The sequence below is a fragment of the Desnuesiella massiliensis genome (assembly GCF_001403615.1).
Lineage (GTDB): Bacteria > Bacillota > Clostridia > Clostridiales > Clostridiaceae > Desnuesiella > Desnuesiella massiliensis.
On record NZ_LN879457.1, the window covers coordinates 1,390,896 to 1,415,889 of the forward strand.

29 protein-coding genes and 1 pseudogene are annotated in these 24,994 nt (G+C 31.8%); all 30 read left to right on the top strand.

Going from position 1 to position 24,994, the window contains the following annotated elements; genetic code table 11:
- Positions 1–3: 3 nt before the first annotated feature.
- The 30 genes and pseudogenes from BN2665_RS24475 (at position 4) to BN2665_RS24615 (ending at position 24,948) form a co-directional block, all read left to right on the top strand.
- Complete coding sequence (locus BN2665_RS24475; RefSeq protein ID WP_055669706.1) at positions 4–693, top strand: radical SAM protein; 690 nt, start codon at positions 4–6, stop codon at positions 691–693.
- A gap of 148 nt (positions 694–841) precedes the next feature.
- Positions 842–1,624, top strand: a complete 783-nt coding sequence (gene murI / locus BN2665_RS24480; RefSeq protein ID WP_055669707.1) for a glutamate racemase — start codon at positions 842–844, stop codon at positions 1,622–1,624.
- Between the two features lie 120 nt (positions 1,625–1,744).
- Complete coding sequence (locus tag BN2665_RS27200) at positions 1,745–1,915, top strand: hypothetical protein (RefSeq protein ID WP_195892739.1); 171 nt, start codon at positions 1,745–1,747, stop codon at positions 1,913–1,915.
- 444 nt (positions 1,916–2,359) lie between these two features.
- Positions 2,360–3,331: a polysaccharide deacetylase family protein gene (locus BN2665_RS24485; protein ID WP_055669708.1), complete on the top strand. Its 972-nt coding sequence runs from the start codon at positions 2,360–2,362 to the stop codon at positions 3,329–3,331.
- Between the two features lie 561 nt (positions 3,332–3,892).
- Positions 3,893–5,413: a phytoene desaturase family protein gene (locus tag BN2665_RS24490; RefSeq protein WP_055669709.1), complete on the top strand. Its 1,521-nt coding sequence runs from the start codon at positions 3,893–3,895 to the stop codon at positions 5,411–5,413.
- 241 nt (positions 5,414–5,654) lie between these two features.
- Positions 5,655–6,362, top strand: a complete 708-nt coding sequence (locus BN2665_RS24495; RefSeq protein WP_055669710.1) for a response regulator transcription factor — start codon at positions 5,655–5,657, stop codon at positions 6,360–6,362.
- Positions 6,359–7,267 carry a sensor histidine kinase gene (locus BN2665_RS24500; RefSeq protein WP_055669711.1) on the top strand — a complete coding sequence of 303 codons (909 nt, stop codon included), beginning with the start codon at positions 6,359–6,361 and terminating at the stop codon, positions 7,265–7,267. Before BN2665_RS24495 ends, BN2665_RS24500 begins: the two co-directional genes overlap by 4 nt.
- A 124-nt stretch (positions 7,268–7,391) precedes the next feature.
- On the top strand, positions 7,392–8,312 hold the full coding sequence (locus BN2665_RS24505) for an ABC transporter ATP-binding protein (protein WP_055669712.1): 921 nt from the start codon (positions 7,392–7,394) through the stop codon (positions 8,310–8,312).
- Complete coding sequence (locus BN2665_RS24510; RefSeq protein ID WP_055669713.1) at positions 8,305–9,051, top strand: ABC transporter permease; 747 nt, start codon at positions 8,305–8,307, stop codon at positions 9,049–9,051. Before BN2665_RS24505 ends, BN2665_RS24510 begins: the two co-directional genes overlap by 8 nt.
- A gap of 12 nt (positions 9,052–9,063) precedes the next feature.
- A complete protein-coding gene (locus tag BN2665_RS24515; protein ID WP_055669714.1) occupies positions 9,064–9,798 on the top strand; it encodes an ABC transporter permease in 735 nt (244 codons plus the stop codon).
- A gap of 179 nt (positions 9,799–9,977) precedes the next feature.
- Complete coding sequence (locus BN2665_RS24520) at positions 9,978–10,892, top strand: ATP-binding protein (protein WP_055669715.1); 915 nt, start codon at positions 9,978–9,980, stop codon at positions 10,890–10,892.
- A 134-nt stretch (positions 10,893–11,026) separates the two neighbouring features.
- Positions 11,027–11,329 (top strand): hypothetical protein, encoded by a 303-nt coding sequence (locus tag BN2665_RS24525; protein ID WP_055669716.1) that lies wholly within the window; start codon positions 11,027–11,029, stop codon positions 11,327–11,329.
- A 278-nt stretch (positions 11,330–11,607) separates the two neighbouring features.
- Entirely contained in the window at positions 11,608–11,880 is a 273-nt protein-coding gene (locus tag BN2665_RS24530; protein WP_055669717.1) for a hypothetical protein, read from the top strand.
- A complete protein-coding gene (locus BN2665_RS24535; RefSeq protein ID WP_055669718.1) occupies positions 11,840–13,267 on the top strand; it encodes an ATP-binding protein in 1,428 nt (475 codons plus the stop codon). Before BN2665_RS24530 ends, BN2665_RS24535 begins: the two co-directional genes overlap by 41 nt.
- The gene (locus tag BN2665_RS26790) at positions 13,236–14,084 is read left to right on the top strand and encodes a TOTE conflict system archaeo-eukaryotic primase domain-containing protein (RefSeq protein ID WP_055669719.1); all 849 of its coding nucleotides are present in this window, start codon (positions 13,236–13,238) and stop codon (positions 14,082–14,084) included. Before BN2665_RS24535 ends, BN2665_RS26790 begins: the two co-directional genes overlap by 32 nt.
- 84 nt (positions 14,085–14,168) lie before the next feature.
- A complete protein-coding gene (locus tag BN2665_RS24545) occupies positions 14,169–16,124 on the top strand; it encodes a DEAD/DEAH box helicase family protein (RefSeq protein ID WP_055669720.1) in 1,956 nt (651 codons plus the stop codon).
- Positions 16,125–16,201: 77 nt separating this feature from the next.
- Positions 16,202–16,597: a hypothetical protein gene (locus BN2665_RS24550; RefSeq protein ID WP_055669721.1), complete on the top strand. Its 396-nt coding sequence runs from the start codon at positions 16,202–16,204 to the stop codon at positions 16,595–16,597.
- Between the two features lie 219 nt (positions 16,598–16,816).
- Entirely contained in the window at positions 16,817–17,251 is a 435-nt protein-coding gene (locus BN2665_RS24555) for a hypothetical protein (protein WP_055669722.1), read from the top strand.
- A 32-nt stretch (positions 17,252–17,283) separates the two neighbouring features.
- On the top strand, positions 17,284–17,841 hold the full coding sequence (locus BN2665_RS24560) for a DUF3795 domain-containing protein (RefSeq protein ID WP_055669723.1): 558 nt from the start codon (positions 17,284–17,286) through the stop codon (positions 17,839–17,841).
- A 59-nt stretch (positions 17,842–17,900) separates the two neighbouring features.
- Positions 17,901–18,227: a MazG nucleotide pyrophosphohydrolase domain-containing protein gene (locus tag BN2665_RS24565; protein ID WP_055669724.1), complete on the top strand. Its 327-nt coding sequence runs from the start codon at positions 17,901–17,903 to the stop codon at positions 18,225–18,227.
- Between the two features lie 27 nt (positions 18,228–18,254).
- The gene (locus tag BN2665_RS24570; protein ID WP_055669725.1) at positions 18,255–18,962 is read left to right on the top strand and encodes a hypothetical protein; all 708 of its coding nucleotides are present in this window, start codon (positions 18,255–18,257) and stop codon (positions 18,960–18,962) included.
- A 30-nt stretch (positions 18,963–18,992) separates the two neighbouring features.
- Positions 18,993–19,532 carry a hypothetical protein gene (locus BN2665_RS24575; protein WP_055669726.1) on the top strand — a complete coding sequence of 180 codons (540 nt, stop codon included), beginning with the start codon at positions 18,993–18,995 and terminating at the stop codon, positions 19,530–19,532.
- A gap of 97 nt (positions 19,533–19,629) precedes the next feature.
- On the top strand, positions 19,630–20,811 hold the full coding sequence (locus tag BN2665_RS27660) for a GNAT family N-acetyltransferase (protein WP_242866009.1): 1,182 nt from the start codon (positions 19,630–19,632) through the stop codon (positions 20,809–20,811).
- A 117-nt stretch (positions 20,812–20,928) separates the two neighbouring features.
- Positions 20,929–21,500: pseudogene (gene rfbC, locus BN2665_RS24590) on the top strand (dTDP-4-dehydrorhamnose 3,5-epimerase).
- A gap of 59 nt (positions 21,501–21,559) precedes the next feature.
- Complete coding sequence (locus BN2665_RS27205; protein ID WP_154675023.1) at positions 21,560–21,730, top strand: hypothetical protein; 171 nt, start codon at positions 21,560–21,562, stop codon at positions 21,728–21,730.
- A complete protein-coding gene (locus BN2665_RS24595) occupies positions 21,717–21,980 on the top strand; it encodes a hypothetical protein (protein ID WP_055669727.1) in 264 nt (87 codons plus the stop codon). The genes BN2665_RS27205 and BN2665_RS24595 overlap by 14 nt, the downstream gene beginning before the upstream one ends.
- Positions 21,973–22,482 carry a hypothetical protein gene (locus BN2665_RS24600; RefSeq protein ID WP_055669728.1) on the top strand — a complete coding sequence of 170 codons (510 nt, stop codon included), beginning with the start codon at positions 21,973–21,975 and terminating at the stop codon, positions 22,480–22,482. The genes BN2665_RS24595 and BN2665_RS24600 overlap by 8 nt, the downstream gene beginning before the upstream one ends.
- A 368-nt stretch (positions 22,483–22,850) precedes the next feature.
- Positions 22,851–23,078 (top strand): YcxB family protein, encoded by a 228-nt coding sequence (locus tag BN2665_RS27665; protein WP_242866010.1) that lies wholly within the window; start codon positions 22,851–22,853, stop codon positions 23,076–23,078.
- A gap of 73 nt (positions 23,079–23,151) precedes the next feature.
- Entirely contained in the window at positions 23,152–23,598 is a 447-nt protein-coding gene (locus tag BN2665_RS24610; RefSeq protein WP_055669729.1) for a hypothetical protein, read from the top strand.
- 90 nt (positions 23,599–23,688) lie between these two features.
- The gene (locus BN2665_RS24615; RefSeq protein ID WP_055669730.1) at positions 23,689–24,948 is read left to right on the top strand and encodes a hypothetical protein; all 1,260 of its coding nucleotides are present in this window, start codon (positions 23,689–23,691) and stop codon (positions 24,946–24,948) included.
- Positions 24,949–24,994 lie beyond the last annotated feature (46 nt).

The window sequence follows — 24,994 nt, forward strand, 5'->3', positions numbered from 1 at the left end:
GGAATGGGTGGTTTTAGCTATAAAGAGATTTATATTGAAGATGGCATAAGGGTACTAGAAGTAAACATATTGCCAGAAAAGCATTGTAATTTTGACTGTATATTCTGTCCTATTGGAAGATCATATAATAAAGTAGATACACAGAAGTCCTTTGATGAAATGGATAATTCAATAAACGAATTAGAAACCATGATAGAAAATAATAATGTTGAATTAGTTTTTATTAATTCAAAAGGAGAGGCTCTTGTAAACAACAAAATTAGTGGTATTATTGACCTAATTAAAAGTAAGGGAGTACCAATAAGGCTGCTGTCTAACGGCTACTTATTGGGGAGAGATGAATACATAGAAATAGCCAATAAGTGTGATGAAGTTATAGGAGAGATAAAAACAATTTCAGAAGAAGATTTTCAAAAAATCCAAAGACCAATTGATGGATATACAATAGAAGAATATATTTCAAACATGGTTTCCTTTAATAAACAATACAAAGGAAAATTTATATTTGAAATTACCATAATTAAGAACTATAACGATGATGACGAATCCATTCAGAAGATAAAAAATATTATTAAGGAAATATCTCCTGGCAAGATAATTATTACAAGAATAGATGATGAAAGGTTCAAGAAAAAACTTGGAATATCTGATGAAAAATTTGAGGAAATATCAAAAGTATTGCTAAACAATTAATAGAGAAAACTGATAAGGGCTGTTTTTGAACTTATTGCTTTATCTATAAACAAATCTAAATATTTTATTGGAAATTTCGATGGAAAATGAAATAAAAATTTTTATATGTTAAAATGATGTATAGATTTTAGCTATTGGAGGAATAGAAATGCAAATAGGTTTTTTTGACTCTGGCATCGGAGGTATTACTGTATTACATGATACATTAAAAATGTTACCTAATGAAGATTATATATATTACGCAGATACATTAAATGTTCCATATGGACCCAAGCCGAAAGATAAGGTTAAAAATTATATTTTTAATGCTGTAGAGTTTATTATCCAACAAGGAGTTGAGGCGATTGTTATTGCGTGTAATACTGCTACAAGCGTAGCAATCGAAGAGTTAAGGGCTAAATACAGTATTCCAATCATTGGTATGGAACCTGCTGTAAAACCTGCCATTGAGAAAAACAAAGATATAAATAGACGAGTTCTGGTAACAGCTACAGCTTTGACTGTAAAGGAAGAAAAACTTCAAAACCTTATTGCCAAATTAGATAACGAGCATGTTGTTGACTTATTGCCTCTTCCAGGATTAGTCCAATTTTCGGAAAAACTTGAGTTTAATGAAGAAATAGTATTGACTTATCTTAAGGAGCAGTTATTTAAATATGATTTAAATAATTATGAGACTCTTGTTTTAGGGTGTACTCATTTTTCTTATTATAAGGATATGTTTAGAAAATTATTACCATCACATGTTAATATAATCGATGGAAATATTGGTACTGCAAAAAATCTAGAAAGAATTTTGAAAGAAATGAATTTATTAAATAAAGGTAATGGTAGTATTACTTTCTTTAATTCTGGATTCAAGGTTGAGGATAAGAATGAATTAGATAAATACAACATATTATTAAAAGGGCTGGATGCCATCAACAAATGAAATTAATTTTGTTAATTCTAATATTAAGATCAAATACTCTTATTAAGCGACGTAAGCTCAATTTTACGCCGCTTTTGTAAAATATTACGACTTAAATTTCAATGGGGAGGTTCTTAGATAATGATGAACATAAGAAGTGCTAAAGCAGTTGAATATAGTATTCTAACTGATATAGCCATTAAATCCGAAGCTTATTGGGGATATGATTCTGATTATATGACCAAGTTTAAGTCTATCTATAATGTAAGTGAAGAATTTATAAATAATAATCCAACTGTTGTTATAGAATAAAATAACAATATTGTTGGATTCTATGGCATAATAAATAAAAGTAATCAATTAATTTATACAATAGAAAAGTAAATTTTTATTGCTTTAAGGTCTTAGTATTTTCTAGTCTGCCAATTTCTTTAATTCCCTCAGTGGCTAACTTTTCAAAAGTTCTAAGCATTATATCATGAATCTTCATCATTTCTCCTATTTCAAAACCTCTAAAGCTATCTTTTAATTTCCACCATTTCTAGAGTTTTTTTATATAGCTTTATTTAAATTATTACAAATAATAATAATTAGCGAATAAATGTGGCATAATAAATACGACAAGATATAACTATTTTTTACATTATAAAAGCTAATGTAATGATTGTTTTTATCAAAATTGCAACTATTAATTTCCAAAAATATAATATCATAAGAATATAAATAAGTTTAATGCAATGATAAGGGGATAACAACATGAGAAGCAACATATTCAGCAGGAAAGCTAATAAAAGGTATAGAATTATATATATATTGTTAGCTATAGCTATAGTTTCAGTTTTTATAGTGCAAGTTGTATTAAATAAAAAAAATAGCACCGAAAAAAGTAAATCCTTTTCAATAAATAACGAAAATGAAAAAATAAATGAAAGTAAACAAGAAGATATTTACGGGAAAAATAAAAAAAATCATGAAGATATAGTTAATGAAGAAAAAAAGGAAGAACCTGTAGAGGAGGTTACGGCTTTAAAGAAAGGATCTAACACTTCTATTGAAGGAGATGCCTATACTTTTAATTCATCAGAAGTAAAAAGGATTTTAGATGGAAGTTATATTAAGGATGGAAAGAAAATAGCATTTTTAACTTTTGATGATGGTCCATCAGTTGTTACTACACCGAAAATATTGGCTACCCTAAAAAAATATAATATAAAGGCTACATTTTTTATATTAGGAATAAATTTAGATAATTATCCTAAAAGTAAAGAATTATTAAAAGCTATACTTCATGATGGACATGCTATCGCTAACCACAGTTATTCTCATGATTACAAATATCTTTATCCAGGTGGGAGAATAAATACAGACAATTTAATCGCAGATTTTGAGAAAAATGAGAATAAGATTAAAGAAGTATTAGGAGCTGATTTTAAAACCTCAGTAGTTAGATTACCTGGTGGAATGATGTCGTGGAAGAATAAAGATAATGCTAAGCAGGCTTTAAGTAATAAGGGATTAAATTATGTTGACTGGAATAGCTTAGATGGAGATGCAGAGGGTAGAAATGAGACACCACAGCAATTATTAAAAAAGGCAAAAAGTACTATTCAAGGTCAAGAGAAAATAATTTTATTGATGCATGATACAAAAAATAATACAGTGAAAGCCTTACCATCAATTATTCAGTATTTAAAGGATCAAGGTTATGAATTTAAAACATTAAAATAGCAACAGGTATAAATATAATTAGTACAAATAAAATAATAAGGGGTAGTTAGTTGTAAAATTGCCCTTTTTATAGTTTATTTTAGCTCGCAACTTGAAAAAAATGAGAATTAACTATTGAAACTGAAACTACGAACAATGTCCTACGAAAATTGAATAATGCAGCGAAAAAATAGTATGAAAATCTTCTTTCATATATGGTCTATCTAGAATTAATTGGTTATACATGATATAATCACTAGTAAAAAATCGGAATGATAATTTTATATGAAATACTATTAAATAAATATTCTTGACTACTAAGTAGGGAATATCCTAGTTATCTGATTAAATAGACCTATTTAGCTATAGTAAGAATTTAATATGTTAAGCTTAAATTTGAGGATGTTTCCTTTAGATAATCGTGAATTACCATTCATTGTTTCATTATTTGATCAAGCCCTCGAAGAAGCTAAGGCATATTCCTTTGCTTAATTTGATATATAATGGGATTAGGTCGTAATTGTAGAATTGTGAAATAATAAATATTTATATTTTTGAAGGCAGGAGGGTAAAAAAATTAGAATGTTTGATTATATTATCATTGGTGCAGGTATGGGGGGCTTAAGTGCCGGAAATTTCCTTACTAAATATAATAAAAAAGTGCTCATACTTGAGAAACACAATATTCCTGGAGGACTTATTACATCTTTCAAAAGGAAGGGAACTCAATTTAATCTAGGTATCGAAAGCCTATACGAACTTAAAGAAGGACAGACAATACCGCAATTCCTTAAATTTTGGGGAGCAACTATTAAGGCACAAAAGAATACTGGAGATATTTGCTGTTTCATTGATGGGGAAAGATATAGTTTCAGACATGATAAGTTAAAAGATGATTTTATAGACGCCTTCCCCAATAACAAAGATGATGTCAATCTCATTTTTGATATTAACGAAAGAATGTATATAGAAATGAATTCCGGAACTGAAGCACCTAAAACACCTTATGAAATGAATTTGCTTGAATTTATGAAATTTGGTATTACTAACTATATAAAGAAACCTACCTTCATGAAATATGGTATGAAAGATGCATGTGTTGTATTGGACAAACTAACACAAAATCCTGTTTTACGCTCTGCGATATACAGCAAAGGGATTTTCCCAATGGTATATATGGCCTATGCTTACCGTTTTAATGTTGTCGGAAAAGATTATTATCCAATAGGTGGAATGCAGGCTATTCCAGATGCTTCGGTAAAGTGTTTTACAGAAAACGGTGAAACTATTAAATTAAACACAGAAGTTTCAGAAATCCTTATGGAGAACAGCAAAGTAATTGGTGTAAAAATTAAAAATGGAGATTGCTATTATGCAAATACCGTTATTAGCAATGCTTCACCACACTTTACATATGATCTGCTTCCTGACAGCCTATTACAAAAAAGAAAAATGAAGAAAAAGATTAAAACTAAGGAAATTTTTCCACCCATATGTGCTTTATTTATGTGTATAAAAAGTGATTATGACTTTGGAAATACAGGTTGTTTTTCTTTTCTAAGCACCACTAACTACAAAGATAGTTACAAAAATTTTACACCCGAAAATTCTCCGATAGAGATGATAGTCTATCCACAGAATCCAAGTGATGTAAACAAGGCTGTAGTTGCACTTTTGCCAATTCCATACGAGTATCATAATTACTGGGAAACTGGTGCAAAAAGAGAACGTGGGGAGGCATATTATAAACTTAAAAATGAAGTAATGAATACAGTTATATCAAGGCTTGATTCATCCCTTGGCAATGGATTTAAGGATAGCTTATTGCTGTCGGAATTATCTACTCCCATAACATTTGAACGGTATACCTACAGTAAAAGTGGCTCGTTTATGGGTTGGGCTATTGATTCTAAAAATTACGGAAAGTTTTTAAAGCAGAAAACTGATGTGCGTAATCTATATCTGTGCGGTCAATGGGTATTCCCAGGCTTCGGTGTAGCAGGTGTTATGGCAAGTGGATATTATCTTGCAAAAGATTTACTAAAGTTGGATGGCATTAATTTAGAAAGAGATTATAAAAACTATTTTATGCTTGGATTATAATCAGAAGTGAAGTCTAAGAGCTTCACTTCTGATTTTTTATGAAATATTTTGTCTACATGTGGTAAAATAATATCATCAAGCAACATATTAAGAGACTCAAAATAGAAGTTGTTTACATATAAGGAGGATGTGAAAAACATAGGTGTTCTTTTCACGGGCCGCTCGTGGAGCTCCACGCGCGGTGTAGGGAAACCTATAGAACACCTTTTTTCACATCCTCCTATAGGATGGTGAAAGATTTATGGAAAATTTGAAAGTATTGATTGTAGAAGATGATGATAATATAAACAATATGATAAAGGAAGCATTACTCAGGGAAGGCTACGAAGTGCAGCAAGCCTTTAATGGATTTGAGGGTGTAGAAAAGTTTGCAAAGGGAAATTATGATATGGTTATTCTTGATATAATGATGCCTGTTATGGATGGAATTGAGGCTATGGGCAGGATTAGAGAGAAGAGCAAAGTTCCCATCATAATACTTTCTGCAAAGGGAGAGGACAGCGATAAAGTCATTGGACTTGGCATGGGAGCAGATGATTATATTGTTAAGCCTTTTTCAGTAGTGGAGCTAATTGCAAGAGTTAAGTCCAATATAAGAAGATCTATTTATTATAATGAAAGTAAAGCTAATGCTCAGAACAAGGTATATAAGTATGGTGATGTGGAATTTGACTTAAATTCTTATATAGTTAGAAAAGGTGGAGAGGAGCTTACTCTTACTGCAAAGGAAATGAAGATTCTTCAGCTTTTCTTTGAAAATCCTAATAAGGTATTTACTAAGGTAAATATATATGACAGTGTATGGGGCGATGAATTTACATCGGATTATAATACTGTAACAGTACATATGAGAAGGCTTAGAAGCAAGATAGAGGATGATCCAAACAATCCAAGCCTTATAGAAACCGTTTGGGGAATAGGTTATAGATTGGCAGGGAACAAGGCATGAACTATTTATTAGTGGCTGTGATTATAATCTTATCCATATTACTGGTTAATGATAAAATAAAAACTAAAAGAATTAGTTTAAAATTAAAAAACATTCTTAAAGAGAGTTCTATGGAAAGAATAAAGCTTAATAATTTAAGTGAGGATAAAAGGGAATTAGCAAAATATATTAATAATCTTCTTGATGAATATGAGAGAATTTCTGTGGATAATAAGAACTATAAAGAGCGGCATAAAAGGATGATGTCAGATATTTCCCATGATATAAGAACTCCTATTACTGCCATTATGGGTTATGTTGATCTTCTTATGGATAATACTTTAGAGGAACATAAGAAAGAGGAATATATCAGCGTTATTCATGAAAGCGGCAGTGCATTAAAAGAACTTATGGAAGAGTTTTTTGAGCTGGCAAAGCTGGAAGGCAATGATAGGGAGATAAAAATAGAGAAGATTAATATATCTGAAATAATAAGGCAGAACTTAATTACTTTTATGAATGAAATAAATAAAAGAGAAATAGTGCCAGAGATAAATATAGGAGAGGAAGAGGTTTTTGTACTTGCTGATAAAAGTGCTTTACATAGAGTTATAACAAATCTTATATCCAATAGTCTAAAGTACGGATATGAAGGAAAGGTTATGGGAATAGAATTAAGTGTTCATGAAAAGCAGGTAAAAATAATTATATGGGATAGAGGAAAAGGTATTGAAAAAAGCCAAATCCCCCATATATTTGAAAGATTATATACGGAAGAAAGGTCAAGAAATAAAAAGCTTCGAGGAAGTGGTCTTGGACTTACTATTGTAAAAAAGTTAGTGGAGGATATGCAAGGAGATATAGCCGTTAGCAGCATTCCTTATGAAAAGACCAGCTTTATGGTTAAGCTTCCTAAAGCAGATTAAATCATCATAGTAGTAAATTAGATTTAATAAATTTGTAATAATTGTGTAGTTTTGATTTAAGGATTGTCCTTTATTATTAATATTAATGAAGGATGATCCTTAAATATTAGAAGGAGGAAAATTAATGGAATATATATTAAAAACCTACAACCTAACAAAACAATATGGTGGAGCAGTAGTAGCTGATAATGTGAATATGAATATTAAAAAGGGTGAGATATATGGATTTTTAGGCAGAAACGGAGCGGGGAAGACCACTACTCTAAGAATGATAATGGGACTTATCACCCCTACAAAAGGAGAATACGAACTTTTTGGCAGGAAAATGGGAGATAGAGAGGTGCTGGGGAGAATAGGAGCTATAATTGAAACTCCAGGATTTTATCCTAATTTAACAGCAAGAGAAAATTTAGATATACACAGGAGGCTCATGGGAATCCCAAATAAGGAGTATATAGATGAAGCCTTAGAAGTTGTAGGACTTAATAATTATGATATTGAAAAGAAAAAGGTGAAGAAATATTCCTTAGGTATGAAGCAGAGGCTTGGTGTGGCAAGAGCAATGCTTCATAAACCAGAACTTCTCATACTGGATGAGCCAACTAATGGATTAGACCCCATAGGCATAAAAGAAATGAGAGAAACCTTAATAGAACTTAATAAAAAGAGAGAGATCACAATGCTCATATCAAGCCATATACTTGGAGAAATACAGCAGCTTGCAACTAATATAGGAATTATTCATAATGGAAAGCTTTTAGAAGAGATTGATTATAACAGTTTGCAAAAAAAGAACAGACACTATATAAATCTAAAGGTTAGCAATGACAAAAGAGCCCTAGCTATTCTAGAGAATGAAATGAATATAAGAGATTATAAGGTTACAGAAGCAAATACCATCAGAATATATGAAATGCTGGATAAATCAAACAATATTGCAAAAGCTTTAATCTCCAAAGGCATAGAAGTCTATGAAGTGAATGTTATGAATGATACTCTTGAAGATTATTTTGTAAAGCTTACTGGAGGAGAAAACAATGCTTGATGGGATATACTCTGAATTTCTAAAGCTTAAAAGAACAGGCTGTTATGTCTGTGTCTTACTCACTAGCTTCATTTGCTTGTATTTTTCTACAATGAATAAGCAGTCAGTGACCTCCTTAAATTGGTATGGATACTTCTTTAACTTTGAATTTCAAGCTTTTTTGATATTTTATGCAATGGTAATTCCAAATATAGTTGCCATGGTATTTCTAAGAGAGTTTAGCTGCAACACAGCTTCCATAGAATTTTCATACCCTAAGGGTAGATTTGGAGCTTTTATAAATAAATTTATTATCAGCATATTAATGATAGCAGTGATTTATATAATAAGCTATATATGCATAGTATTAAGTGGTTTTGTTCTTTTAAAAACTCCATTAACCCTAGCGGTACTTGGAAATCATATTAAAGTGTTTTTGGTTTCCTTTGCTTTTCAGGTGGCCCTGGTACCCTTAGCAGCCATGGTGGCATTATTAGGAAAGAGCATGATTATTTCCTTTGTTTATTCTATAGCATTAATCATAGGAAATGCAAGCTATATGCTAGGAGTAAAATATCAGGAATTTATATTTTCCGTTTTACCAGCAGCCCCTATAGCAAAGTTTCAATCAACTATATGTCAAATTCCTGTGCCACTTAATGCAGTAATAACTAGACTGGATATATATTTAGGAATTTTTGCGTTTCTAATAGGGACTACGGCATGCCTTATATTCTATAGAAAGGCTAATATTCATTAATAGGAGGAAGCTATGTTTAATATTGTAATGTGCGAGATGAAGAAATTTAAAAGAATATGGATTTTGTTAATTATTGGGGTGTTTGTTTTAATCCAAGTGAGTTCTGCTCCTGTAAATATGTCTACTATGAAAAGTGCTGATGATTTATTTACTTGGGTGAATATGATGACATTTTCTTGTGGTTTTCTTACAGCCATAAATATTCTTACAGCCTATGTGTTCCTAGAGGAATATAAAAACAACACCATGGTAACAATGATAACCTATAAGTATGAAAGGTGGAAAATATTTTTAGGAAAGATCTTTGCTATAATCTTAATTTCAGTATTATTATATATTGTAGAATTTACTATGCTTACTTTAATAAGCTTTATATCTTTTAAAAGTACCCTTACATTAGCAGTTATAACAAAGCATCTTATACTAACTGCTAAAGCCTTTATCTTTCAAATGCTTATGATTACAGTAACAGCCTGTGTAGCACTTGTAAGTAAGGATTTTATTGCACCCATAATGTATATAGGTATACAGCTTATTGCAAGCTTTGTATTTCTATCCTACCCAGCGGTAAGAGCATATATACCTTTTCCACTGCCAGTAGTGTCTAATCTTATGCTTATAAGAGATAATTACAAAATTATAAGAGACATCTCCATAATGCCAAGTGCAGTTATTATAGCGGTAATAATGTTTGTGGGAGGCCTTGTATATGGGTGTTGGTATATAAATAGGATGGATGTTTCGTAGGAGTAAGATTAAAATATTCAATAATAAAAATCAGAAGTGAAGTTTAAGGGCTTTACTTCTATTTTTATTTTCATACTTAGGTCAAGTCTCAAAAATATAATAGCAAACATTGATGATAAGAGGAATTTATTGAATTGCTATCAATATAATTTAACATGAGTAATTTTTTGAGGAATATTATGGTAAAGGGAGAGGCTTTAGAGTATTTTGATTTAAACATAGGGCAAAATTATTTGAGTGATTGGAGTGCTTCACTTGCTCTAAGGGAAATTGTTGCAAATGGAATAGATGAAAAAGGGGAAGGAAATTTCGATTTCAACTGGTTAGAAAATGGAACAATTATAATTAAGGATTATGCTGAGGGCTTGAAGCCTGAACAGTTGATTTTTCAAGGGTATGATAAAAGAAATAGAAATGATAAAATCGGAAAGTTTGGATTTGGGTTGAAAGATGCCATAGGAGTTCTATGGTCCGAAAATATAATTGTAGAGATTAGATCTACAGGCTACAAATTTACCTTTGAAATGAAGGAGAAAAGTAAAGGATGTAAATTTAAAACTTTACATGCATGTATTAGGAAATTTGAGGCCGACAACTTCAAGGGAACTGAGTTTACAATTTATAATTGCCCCTTTACTGATTATGAAGAAGCAAGAATGAATTTTATAAGATATGAGAATCCCACAATATTATCCAGGACCACTAAAGGGCAAATACTTGAAAAAGATACAAGCTCTGTTACAAACATATATTTAAATGGAATGAAAATTGCTGAAGATAATAAATTAAGGTTTTCCTATAATATTACCAATCCTAGCAGCAAAATTAAAAATGGATTAAACAGAGAAAGAAAATATGTAAGTAGAATTGTTTATCAGAGTGACCTTGTGAATATGCTTAATAAAAATGAAGAAGAAATTGTGTCAGATATTTTAGTTGAACAGTTGAAAAACTCATATGAAGGGAATAATATGTCAGAGATTACTTGGAAGGATGTTATCATTAAAACATGTAATTATATTTTGAAGAATAATAAAACAATCTTTGTAAGCTCTGAAGATAGAGAAAAAACAATGAATCTTATAAATTATTAGTAGCCAACAGGGGTTTTTTAATACTCAGGATTTCAAATGAAATATCAAGAACAATAAAAAAGTATGCAGGACTGCTCACAGAAACAAAACTTTTTATAGAAGATTTTTCAATAGAACTGCAGCAAACATATTCGATGGATCAGCTTACTGAAAATGAGAAAGAAGTACTAAATAAAGTACTAAAATTATTAAAGAACATCAATGCATTAAAAAGCGAACATTACTTGCTGGAAGATGTTCGCTTTTCAGAACAAAATTTAGCCTATACAGATGAAGAGAAAAGTACAATTGTTATTCCAAGAAGTTGTTTGGGTTCTGTTGAAAGTTGCTCACGAAACCTGATTAATGCATTATCGAGTATAAGACAGGGCTCAAGCCAATTTAAAGATATCATTATTGGTGAATTATGCTCAGAATTTCTTGATAACAGAAAATAGACAAGTAGTTCGGTTGGAATGAATCAAAAAAGTTTCTCCCTAGCTTAGAGAGAATTTAAAAAGCTATCAGAAGTAAAGGTTAACAGCTTTACTTCTATTTTTTATATACATCTGATATCTAAATATAGAAAAGATATAGAAAATCCTAGAGGAGGCATTTATTTTAGGTTTATTTTGAAATATAAGATAAAATCATAAAATAGTATTTTAAAATAAGTTTGAAAAATGAAATAAAGTGATATACTGAAGATAAGATTGCTTTTAGTGGAGGTAATGCTTTGTTTAATGCAGCTGGATCCTTTGAATTTAAGCGGGATAAATCTCTTTTTTATACGGGTTATAAACCAAGTCCACTTTGTACAAATAATTTTGTTAAAATAGATGAAGAATTAGTTTGTTTTCCTAATAATGTTAATAGAGCAATTAGATATATTTTATACAAAATGACACAAACAGTGACGGTTAAATTCAGATCATTTTATTATATTGTAAAGTTTGGAGGCAAGGTAAGTGGAAAATATAGAAGAATTATTAATGGCAGAAACAAATGATATAGAATTTAAGGAAACATTAGAAGTTTCTAAACCTAAAAGTTGGTTAAAGACAGTGGCTGCCTTTGCTAATGGGATTGGTGGTTCTATATTTTGGGGAATAAGTGATGATAGAAATGTTATTGGTATAGACAATTGTCAAAAGGTTATAGAGAAGGTAACAGAAATTATTAAGATAAAAATAGAACCAATGATTTTATTTAAAATTACACCAATTGAGGTAAGCAATAAGACTATACTCAGGTTAGAGGTTAAACCAGGAACAGCGACCCCTTATTATTATGTAAGTGATGGTAATAAAATTGCATTTATAAGACTAGGAAATGAGAGTGTAGTTGCACCATCACATATATTAAATGAATTAATATTAAAAGGGCAAAGATTGAGCTTTGATGCAATGTCATCTAAGCTGAAGTTTAACGAGGTTAGCTTTACTTTGTTTGAAGCCACTTATAAACAAAGGACAAGAAATGGTATTGAAAAACCAAATGACTATTTATCCTTTGGATTAATGGAGGATAATGGGGTGTTAACCAACGCTGGGGTATTATTTTCAGATCAGTGCCCAATCTCTCAGTCAAGGGTATTTTGTACTCGCTGGAATGGACTAGATAAAGGGTCAATATTTGATGATGCAATTGATGATAAAGAGTATGAGGGTAACTTAATAAAGCTTCTTGAGCAAGGAACTGCTTTTATTAAGAACAATTCAAGGGTCAAATGGAGGAAAACTCCAACTGGAAGGGATGAAATGCCAGACTATCCAGAAAGAGCAGTTTTTGAGGCTTTAGTAAATGCTCTAATTCATAGAGATTATATGATTTTAGGTTCGGAAGTTCATATAGATATGTACGATGACAGGCTTGAAATTACTTCTCCAGGTGGTATGTTTAATGGCAAAAGGATTCAGGAAATTGACATACTGCATGTACCATCTTTAAGGAGGAATCCTGTAATTTCAGATGTGTTTCACAGATTGAAGTTTATGGAGCGTAGAGGCAGCGGATTAAAGAAGATTTTAAAGGAATACGAAGAAAAAGAACTACCAGAGTTTTATTCCGAGCAGCAGTTTTTTATTGTTACATTAAAAAACAAAAATTATTTTAATGGTGGAACTACACCAAACACTACACCAAACACTACACCAAACACTACACCAAACATTACAGAAAAAGAAGAGTTAATCATAAAATTAATTAAAGACAACCCACAGATAACTGTAAAAGATATAGCTGAAATGGCAGGGAATATTACAATTGATGGGGTAAAATACAATTTAAAGAGGTTAAAAGAAAAAGGAATAATAAAGAGAATAGGTTCTAATAGAAAAGGCTATTGGGAAGTAGTTGATTTTGATGGATTACAGCGAGCTTTTAGAAAAATATAAATTATTACAAAGTGAAAATGATGTGTTAAGGGCAGAAATAGCAAAGCTCAATGCTAAGCTTATAAAATATTCTCCTGCAGAAAATTGTGCAGAAAAAATATATGAGGCAATTATTAATTATAAAGATAACGATATATCTTTAATAACGAGTACTAGTTCACCTCAAGAAAAAATAGATTTGTTTTTAACTCTTTTCAGAGGAAGAGAAAATGTATGTGCTAAAAGGTGGAAAAATAAACCGGGGTATTCTCCTTTTTGCTTTAATGATTTTAAAACTGGAATTTGTAATAAACCAAGAATAAAGTGCACTGAATGTAAAAATAGTAGATTTGCTCCACTAAATAGTGAGCAATTAAAGAAACATCTTATGGGGGAGGAAGTATTGGGATTATACCCTATGACAGAGAAAGATACTTGTTATCTCTTAGTGATAGATCTTGATGAAGCTAGATGGCAAGATGATAGCAATGTAATAAGAAATGTTTGCGTAGTAAACAAAATACCAGTATATGTTGAGCGTTCAAGGTCGGGTCAAGGATGTCATATATGGTTTTTCTTTGACGCGGAGATTAAAGCATCGATTGCTAGAAGCTTCGGAATGACAATTCTTAATCTTGCAATGCAAGAGTGCGGAGAAATAAAGTTTGACTCTTATGATAGATTATTTCCTAGTCAAGATTTTCTTCAAAAGGATGGATTCGGGAACTTGATTGCCCTACCTTTGCAAAAAGAGGCAAGAGTAAAGAATAATTCGGTTTTTATCGATGAAAATTTTAATGCATTTAAGGATCAATGGGTATATCTTTCACAAATTTAAAAACTATCAGAAGAGTTTGTCCTAAACTTTATAAAAACCCATAAGATTTCTGAAGGCGATAAAGAGAATAAGTTTATAGAACATATGAACAATAAAAAAGAAATTAAAGCTCAAAAAGTTGATTTTTCTGAAAAAATTATTATGAATAGATGTAGTGGAATAACAATATGTAAAGAGGGGATATCCCCAAAAGGATTATTTGTTTTGCGCAAAATGGCATCCTACTTAAATCCAGAATTTTATTCAAAACAAGCAATGAGGCAATCAACCTATAAAATACCGAGGATCACTGTTATGTATGAAGAAAATGAAAGTGATATTACTATACCACGAGGATTAGAAACTAAACTTATTAATTTATTAAGTGAATGTGCTATTAATTATTCTATAATAGATAACAGAATTGATGGAAGGAAAATTAATGTTAGTTTTAAAGGCGAGCTAAATGAAAAACAGCAGCTTGCTTTTGAGGAAATGAATAAATTCGATAATGGTGTATTATCTGCCACAACTGGCTTCGGAAAGACAGTTATTGGGGCTAGAATTATTGCTGAAAAAAAGACATCAGCATTAATACTTGTTCATACTAAAGAATTGGCTGCGCAATGGAAAGAACGTCTTGAACAATTCTTAGAAATAGATGAGGAGGTTCAAGGCAATAAAAGGAAGGCTTCAATTATAGGTCAACTTGGTAGTGGTAAAAATTCTTTAAATGGAGTAATAGATATTGCAATTATGCAGTCGATGTTTGAAAAAGACAAAAGCATAAAGCCATTTGTTAACAAATACGGATTAATTCTAGTTGATGAGTGTCATCATATTTCTGCAACGAATTTTAATAGAATTCTAAGCTATGCTAGCGCAAAATATGTTTACGGATTAACTGCTACGCCTATTCGTAAAGATGGGCATCATCCTATTATTTTCATGCAATGTGGACCTATACGATATAAAGTAGATGCTAAGCAGGAGGCAAAACAAAGAAGTTTTGATCATTTTATTGCACCTAGATTTACATCTACTAGAATGCCAATAAATGAAGAGGATAGAGAATGGTGTATTACTGAAATTTATCAACATATTTGTGAAAGCAATTATAGAAATGATTTAATTGTGAATGATATAGAAGTAGCCATAAACGCTGGTAGGAATCCTTTGGTATTAACAGAAAGAACAAGTCATATTAGTGTTTTAGTAAATATGCTTAGTGGAAAAGATTTTCAAATAATTGTGTTGTCTGGAGAATTATCTACTAAAAAAAGAAAAGAGGCATTAGATAGGATTAAAGCCATAAGCAATGGGGATAGGTATGTAATTGTGGCAACTGGAAAACTTATTGGAGAAGGCTTTGATGAGGCAAGATTAGATACACTGTTTATGACAATGCCTATAGCGTGGAAAGGCACAATTGCTCAATATGCAGGAAGACTTCATAGAAATTATGAAGGTAAGAAGGAAGTTGTTATCTATGACTATGTGGATGTTCACATACCAGTTTTAGAACGGATGTATCACAAGCGATTAACTGCATATCGCTCTGTAGGATATAGCGTTAGGAATAATATTATGGATTCAGATACTGAAAGTGGTATTTATGATGACTCTGATTATTTTGAACATGTATTAAAGGACATTGTAGGTGCTAAGAAAAATATATTAGTATCAAGTCCATTTCTTCAAAAGAAAAAAATAAATTCCATAAAAGAAAGATTAATTGAGAAATATAAATCGGGGATAAAGATAACTTTATGTATTAGAGAGAAGAGTGAGTATTCAGAAAAACAAAAGAGCTACATTGCTGAGTTTATTGAAGAAATGCAAAATCAAGGTATCAATGTAATTCAGATTAAACATAACAGATATAGGTTTATGATTGTTGATCATAAAATAGTGTGGTATGGAGGCATTGATATTTTTGGTGGCAGCTATGATGATAATTCGCTGATTCGAGTGCAAAATGAAGAGTTAGCAAATGAATTAGTTGGAGCTATTATGGAAATAAAAAATATATATTTAGAAAACGATAAAGAAGAGGAGTAAAATTAAGCGAAAAATATTTTTAGGCAAGATATTTGCTGTAATATTAATTTCAGTAATATTATATCATAGAATTTGCTATGCTTACTTTAATAAGCTTTATATCTTTTAAAAGTACCCTTACATTAGCAGTTATAACAAAGCATCTTATACTAACTGTTAAAGCCTTTATCTTTCAAATGCTTATGATTACAGTAACCGCATGTATATCACTTGTAAGCAAGGATTTTATTGCACCCATAATGTATATAGGTATACGGCTTATTGCAAGCTTTGTATTTCTATCCTACCCAGCGGTAAGAGCATATATACCTTTTCCACTGCCAGTAGTGTCTAATCTTATGCTTATAAGAGATAATTACAAAATTATAAGAGACATTTCCATAATGCCAAGTGCAGTTATTATAGCGGTAGTAATGTTTGTGGGAGGCCTTATATATGGGTGTTGGTATATAAATAGGATGGATGTTTCATAGGAAAAAGGTTAAAATATTTGTTGGTAAAAATCAGAAGTGAAGCTTAAGAGCTTTACTTCTGATTTTTTTTATGTAAATTTCAATAATCAATAAAATAAAATATATAAAGATGTAAAATTATATGCTAAAATTATGATATATACTGGAATAATTGGGAAATATGCTAAGAAAGAAATAAAAGAAGCTATGTGTAAATAGTAATTTGACAGGAGGAAGAAAATGAAGAAGTCATATTGTATCATTGCAAACCTATTATTACTCGGATGGTTCTTTTTAGATATGATAGGTGTATATTTTGGAGATAAATATCTTGTTACTCGTTCTTACCATGAAGATGGCATATTTTTTATTTGTTTCTTGACAGCATTACTTTTATTTTTATTCAAAGAACGTATTGGAAAATATGTACTTTCTATATGGTTATTTATGTGGTTGATTACACAATTTTTCAGTCATGAATGGGTTACACTTTTTGGGAATGGCGAAGGAAAAATTAGTTATTTTGAAAATGCAATACACTGGATTGATTCGAGTTCAAGATATATACGAGATGTATATCATACTATTTTGCATCTTTTGATAATTGTTGCATTAGTTGTAACATTACATTATTGCTTCTATAAAAAATCATTAAAAAAAGAAGATATTTCATAAACAAATTCCAATTTAATAGAGGAGGTACGGAAATGAAAAATTTCATAAGAAACTATCCTTTATTTTCTCTATGTGGCTTAAACTGTGGTTTATGTCCAATGTACTTGGATAATTATTGCCCTGGTTGTGGTGGTGGGGCAGGTAATCAGTCATGTAGAATTGCAAGGTGTAGCCTACAGCATGGCGGATTTGAATATTGCTATCTTTGTGATGAATACCCTTGTGAAAAATATGTTGATATAGATATGTTTGACTCTTTTATTACTCATCGCAATCAGTTAATGGATTTAGAGAAGGTCAAAAAAATAGGAATAGACGCTTATCAAATTGAATTGACTGAAAAAATAGAAATATTAAGATACTTATTAGCGAACTATAATGATGGTCGGAAAAAGAATTTTTTCTGCATAGCTGTTAATCTTTTAGAATTGCATGATGTAAAATCTGTAATGGAGCAAATTGCAATTGAAACAAAATCAGATAATCTAACACTAAAAGAGAAGGCTACACTTGCAGCAAAACTGTTTCAATCTATGGCAGTAAAGCAAAATATTGTGTTAAAACTTAATAAGAAAACCAGTAAAAAGTAGTAGTCAAATTCCAATTTAAGGTTGAGTAATATAAATAGTAATTTGAGGAGGAATTTGATATGAATGATTTTGGGCTAAATGAGATGCAAAAAATCCAAAAACAATTACAGGAAAAATATAGGGATAAATGGGGTGGCTTATCACCAGATATAGGGCGTAATCAATTATTGTGGATGATGATTGAAGTCGGTGAAGTTGCGGATATAATCAAGAAAAAAGGGGATAACCACATTATGAATGATGAAGAGACAAGAAATCATTTTGTAGAGGAGTTGTGTGATGTGTTAATGTACTTTAATGATGTAATGCTTTGTTATTCAATTTCACCTGAAGAATTAAAGAAAGTATATTTACAAAAGCATCATAAAAATATAGAACGTTGGTAAACTTCCAATTTGTAGAGGAGATAAACAATGAAAATAAGATGTGTATGGGAGCATAATGGTAGCGATACAATTTTATACTCGGATAATTTTATCGGAGCATTCACAAGGGGAAAAGCTCTTGAGATTGCTTTAGAGAAGATGCAACAAGAGGTTATTTCTTATATAAAATGGTGTGGAGAAGAAATACCGGATGTTTTTACTACAGAAATTATTCAAGAAAAAAGTTCTGAGCTACAAATTTGTGATGCGGATTCTGATATTATTTTTGAAGAGGAAAAGAAACCATTGACAGAGAAAGAATATGCCACTTTAAAAAAGTTAGCGTTGAAATCAGCAGAAGATTTCTTATTACTTTATTCAATGATATCAGACAAAAATAAAAGTAATTTGCCAATGAGAAAAACTTTTTATGGAGATGTACCGAGAACTGCACAAGAAATGTATGAACACACTAAAAATGTGAATTCATACTATTTTGGAGAAATCGGAATTGAGATTGACAATAGCGGTTCTATTTTAGATTGCAGAAGACGTGGTTTTAAAATCTTAGAGAATAAAGAAAGGTATTTAAATAATGATGTTTTTGAGGGGAGTTATAATGAACAGTGGTCGTTACGAAAAATGTTACGAAGATTTATATGGCATGATAGAATACATGCTAAAGCAATGTATAGAATGGCTTTAAAGACATTTGGGGAAAATTCCGTTCCAAACATTTTTATGTTTGATATATAAAATTATAAATTTGTAGGGGAGAGGATATGCATGAAAAAAACAGAAAAATCAGAGAACTTTACAAGCAATGATGATAAAATTGATTGGAGCAAACAGTATGAGGTAGTAGAGAAGATAGGAGTAAAAGGTTATTTACAAAGGCATTTCGAAGAGTGTAAACATATATGGAGAAATATGGTGCCGAAGTCTGGGCAGGCTAATAATCCTCAAGGTGAAATGCTTAGAATGGCAGAAAAATTAAGAAATGAAGCATTAGATAATGGAAATATAAATTGGGATGATAATTTTGAATGGTTCTGTGATTTTCTTAAAGAAAAATTAGCAAGTTGTGGTTTGTTTGATGAAACAAAGAATATGAGAATAAAAATGATTCTGGATTATATAAAGGATAATGGAAATTATGCTCGTAAATATGCTAATGGCGAAATTACTGATGATCAAGTTGATATATGTAAATTAGCATATACAGATGACGATATTTATGACTATTTAGAAGATGCCATTGCAGAGTACTATTTAGTTCATAAGGCTCCCATATCCTATGAAATCAAAGAATTTATTTATAGATAAACTATTAATTTGCTTAGGGGAGTATTGTAACTATAAAGTGAGCAGAACCAGAGTATGCTAAGACAATAACTGATATAAAAAAGAGAGGATAAAGATAATGGAATATGAAATTATACATTTACCAAAAGAGAAATGGAAGGGAACTATAATTCCAATAAAGTATAAAACAGATAAATATTATGATGTTATAGTAAATAAAACAGATAAAGGATTTGCTATTGAGATAGAAAAGAAAGACTTTGCAGAGCCAGTAACTCATACACCAGAAGAATATGATTACCCAGATAAGTTATATGAAGAACACTGGGAGAATGCTTATGCTTGGGGAGTGTTAGTTAATAATGAATTAGTTGCTGCAATTGAAACTGATCAAGAATTATGGTCTAATCGTCTAAGAATTACAGAACTTTGGGTAGCAGAAAAATATCAAAAGCAAGGAATAGGTCATACTTTAATTGAAATGGCAAAGGAACAAGCAAGAAGAGAACGTCGTCGAGCTATTATACTAGAAACACAATCGTGTAATGTTAATGCAGTAGATTTTTATCAGCATGAAGGTTTTAGCTTGATTGGTATGGATACTTGCTGCTACAAGAACAATGATTTACAAAGAAAAGAAGTAAGGTTAGAATTTGGATGGTTTCCAGAAGAAAAGAAAAGATTAAGTCGTGAAGAAATAGAAATTAGAATGGAAACAAAGGATGAGTGGTACAATGTAGAGTTAATGACACAGCATGCATTTTGGAATAAACATCATCTTGGATGTGTCGAACATTACCTTGTGCATAAATTACGCCAAGATAAAGACTATCTTCCAGAGCTAAGCAGAATAGCAGTAAAGGATGGAGAGGTAATAGGATGTATAATGTATTCAAAGGCAAGAGTTGTTGATGGTGCAGATACACATGAAATTATAACCTTTGGACCTCTTTGTGTAGAGCCTAAATGGCAGGGATGTGGAGTTGGTGAGCTGTTATTAAGGGAAACAATGAGCTTAGCTGCAGATAAAGGATATAAAGGTATTGTAATTTTTGGAGAACCAGATTATTATCCTCGAATAGGATTTAAAACCTGCGACAACTTTAATATTACAACTGCTGATGGTAAAAACTTTGATGCATTTATGGGAATTGAATTAGCAGAAGATAGTATGAAAAACATAAAAGGAAAGTTCTACGAATCGGAAGTTTTTGAAAATCTTCCAAAGGAAGAAGTGGAAGAATATAATAAAAAATTCCCACAACTACAGAAATTAAGATTTCCAGGACAATGGGATTAATTAAATATTAAAATCAATTTAAGCAGCTTTACTAATAGTGTAATAGCATAAAGTCTACCATGAAACTCATAAATTCCAATTGCAAAAAGTGATTTAACCCAATATATGGAGGTCAAAATGGGACAATTCAAGTTTGAAAAATGTTTGGATATAGAAGGACTTTATACCATAGAGCCTAAAGTATTTTCAGATGAAAGAGATTATAATTTAGAGACATACAATTCTAAAGATTTTAAAGAAGCTGGACTTGATATGGAATTTGTTCAAGAAAATCAATCAATGTCCAAAAAAGGTGTTCTTAGAGGATTACATTTTCAAAAAACATATCAGCAAGGAAAATTAGTTCGTGTCACAAGTGGTGAAGTTTTTGATGTGGCAGTTGATATTCGTGAAGGATCTAAAACATATAGTAAATGGTTTGGTGTGTTTTATCAGCTGAAAAGAAAAACATGTTATATGTTCCGGAAGGGTTCGCACATGGTTTCTTAGTCCTTTCTGATAGGGCTGAATTTGCTTATAAATTATCTGACTATTATCATCCAGAAGACGAAAGCGGTATTCCTTGGAATGATAAAACAATAGGGGTTAACTGGCCAATTCCTGAAGGAATGAAAATTATAACATCTGAAAGAGATAGTAATCATCCTACTTTTAGTGAAGGAATATCATTAAACCCTAAAAGAAAATAAGAATCAAATTCCAATTTAGGTTGAGTAATATAAATAGTAAATTTGTAGAGGAGATTTTAATGAAAACGAAATATGTAATAGTAGAAGATTATAATCCAGAATGGAAAAATGAATTTGAACGTATAAAAAATGAATTATTAACAGTGAGTATTCGTTTCAGTAGGAGAATTAAAACAAATCTACAGAAAGTTAATATAAAATATGGGGAGCATTATTTTGATAAGAGATAAAAGAGACAGCTGGAAAAATGAATGTATGCTTTCTGAAACCGAGATATTTATGCTTAATAGAATAATTCATCAAGAAGAATTTGAACTTCTAGAATATGGTCGAATTCCAGAGGTAATGGAAGATAAATGGTTTATATATTATGATGGTGGCAAGCTTTATTTCCATAGAAGCTGGACTGGTTTTTTTGTGTGTATTGCTGATATTAATAAATTAGACGATAAATATATTAAGGAGAAAAATAATGAATAATATAAACAGAGATATAAACATTTACATAGCTGGTTTGGGAATTGCATTTTATTCTCCGGGTATGGTAACAGATATTGCTGTCGGAAGTAATTTTTTGATGCAGGAATTTAATCGCCCTGCTGATATTGGAGAACACATCCGAAAAGGTGATATAACTGCTTTCTGCACTGGAACACCCGGACAATTTGACCTGCGCTTTAGAAGTGGGTATCCCGACGAAACCATAAGCAAGGAATATCCTGTGGCTATACGGCTTGGACTTCAAGTGAAAGGCGGTAAAATCCATGTCATAGATTTGTATTGGCTTATGGAATTTGACGGTGAATGCCCGCAGGAGCAAATAGTAGAAGTCCAAGATAGTTTTTATCATATCACAGCACTCACCAGAAAGCCGAATTCTGGAAGATGGGGGGATAATCAAACAATCTATATTTATCTCAATGAACTTCCTGAAATGCCGGAATTAGCATGGAATGGGGCGCCACCATTGTTTGTTGAATAAACAAGATTACGAACATAATATGAATGACAAAACAAGAACTTGCCAGGATAGCTTAACTGGCGATTATTTGGACGGAGGTGTATTTTTGAAAACAGTACAATTGGTATTCCAATATACACAGAGTGAATATGTAAAAGCAGAACGGCAATATTTGATTGCAAATAAAACGATACGTAGATATGACACAATTTTGGTTGCGCTGTTCCTGATATTTTCAATAAGTAACCTTTTTCTTTCTTCTTTCAGCATATTTAGTATTATACTATTGGGGATCGTACTGACTGCAACTGCACTCGGGAGTTTGATATTATTTCCTTATGCCCATTCTTAGATTTAAACAGACAGCAAAATATCATGAAGAATACATAATGGTATTTTTAAAAGGCATCATTAAGTGGAAAACGTCAAACATTGAATCAGAATTGAAGTGGGATATTTACTCTGAACTATGGGAAAGCGATGATTTTTATTTTTTGATTCAAGCTCCACGTATGTATACGTTAATTCCTAAAAGAGTGTTTGAAGATCAAGAGGAAAAACAAACTTTCGAAGAAATCACACTATCAAACTTAAAGTCTATCAAACGTACATTATGAGCATTAATTCCCGTAGCTCGAAATAGAGCAAGGCTATAGGAAATTTATATAACATTGTATGGGAGGAATAATTATGAGTTGGGAACTAAAACAAATCTTTATGCCAAATCCAAATCCGAACAATGACTATACAAACTATGAAAAGAAGTTACAACCTCAAATGCGGTTTGCCGATCCAAAACTGAAAGATCTTTTTGAAAATCATGAAGATGAGATCATGAAGATCGTGGTCGAAGAAATCATAGAGTATTTAGAAGATGAAGGTGCTTGCAACGATGATTTGCATATGTTTCCTCGCAGATGTGAAATGACAGGCGAATGGTATGTTGGTGATATTGCGTTGCACGAAGAAAACGGAAGAATTTGGGGGAGCGTTTTTACATGCTTCTTGGGATATTACCCCGCTCCATCTTTTCGTATGCCAATAGATGATTATCTCGGATTAGAAGTATGGGTAGCGTATGACCCAGAGCATAAAAAATTTATTTTTGATGGAGGACTTGACAGTTCTTCAATTTAAATAAAATGAGCATTAGCTCCTGTAGGAGAATTAAAACAAAGCTACAGGAAATTTATATAATACTTAATGAGATATTTGATGGAGGGTCATATGCGAGTTTTTATATCAATAACACAGGATTTAAAAAAGGCTGTTCCATTCCAAAGGATGCTGCCCTATATATTGGACAAGCTTAAAGAGCAAAGTCTTACACCTGCACGTTACTTATTCGCATTTCAAGATGTGCCGAATACTAAGAATCAATTATTTTCTAAAACTTCTATGGGCAAACTGGTGAAAGCGTTCCCGCGGTTTGAAGATTATCTGTGGCCGCACAGTGAACAAAGACCGTGCGAGACTACAGCCTCTAATTTTCCTGCTGTGAGCGGGCTTACCTATGTGCAGCAGGGAATCCCCAATGCAATAACACCGGAGATGCTGACAGCGGTGGCTGAGAAAATTCCCAAGCCGTATTCCTTCTATAGTAGCACCATCCTATTGGATGCCATTCCGTGGTTTGGAGACAGCAACCCCGAGCCGGCATTATCTTGCGGTATACAGGATGTTCCCTGTGCAACGGACGGTATGAATCTATACAATGCAGAATGCAGTTTCTATCAATCTGACAGTATTGTTTTAGCAAAATGCTTTGATTATGGAACCAACTACAATCCCATGCATCTGCGCTTTGAAGTAACGCCATTTATCGAAACTGATATGCTTGAGCAGATGGATGAGCAAATCGAAAAAATCAGCGCGTTGTTTGGTGGTAAACGCAGAATGAAGCAGATGGTCTGCTGTTTTCCACCTGAAGAAATAGCTCGTTTTGATGCTGCTGCAAAACAGATGGAGTTGTTTTTGCAGAAACGAAGTGAGGCATGGGCACAGTTGCCTATGCCCAGCGGAATTCCATTTGACGGAGGGGCTTACCAATCAGTTGCAAATGCTCCCAAGAATAAGGATTTTCAACATCGAAACACAGCATCTTATTTCAAGAAGATACTCAAAGAAAACGGATTTCTCTGGCATCACCCGAAAATCAACGGATATTGTGACTTTGGGAAAATTGTTCCAGAGGGTAATTACGCGCTGAATATAAGCACAGAGCTTCGTCGCGGAGATTCGTTGCATATCTACTTACGGTGCTCAGGCTACAATTTTTTTATCAGTCATGTGTTGGCTAGCGATCGCCCATGTCATTCAATGTATGAACTGGAGCTGTATACCTCCGATTTGAAGAAAGTCATACAGCTTTGGGAGAGTGAAGTTGTTCCGGAAATTCGACGGCTTTTCGGGGATACCCCAGATTGGTATGCGCATTCCATCCATTATGACAACTATATTGGATGTACTATCCGCAATCAGCCGTAGCCACATTATGAGCATTAGCTCTTGTATGCGAATTAAAACAACGCTA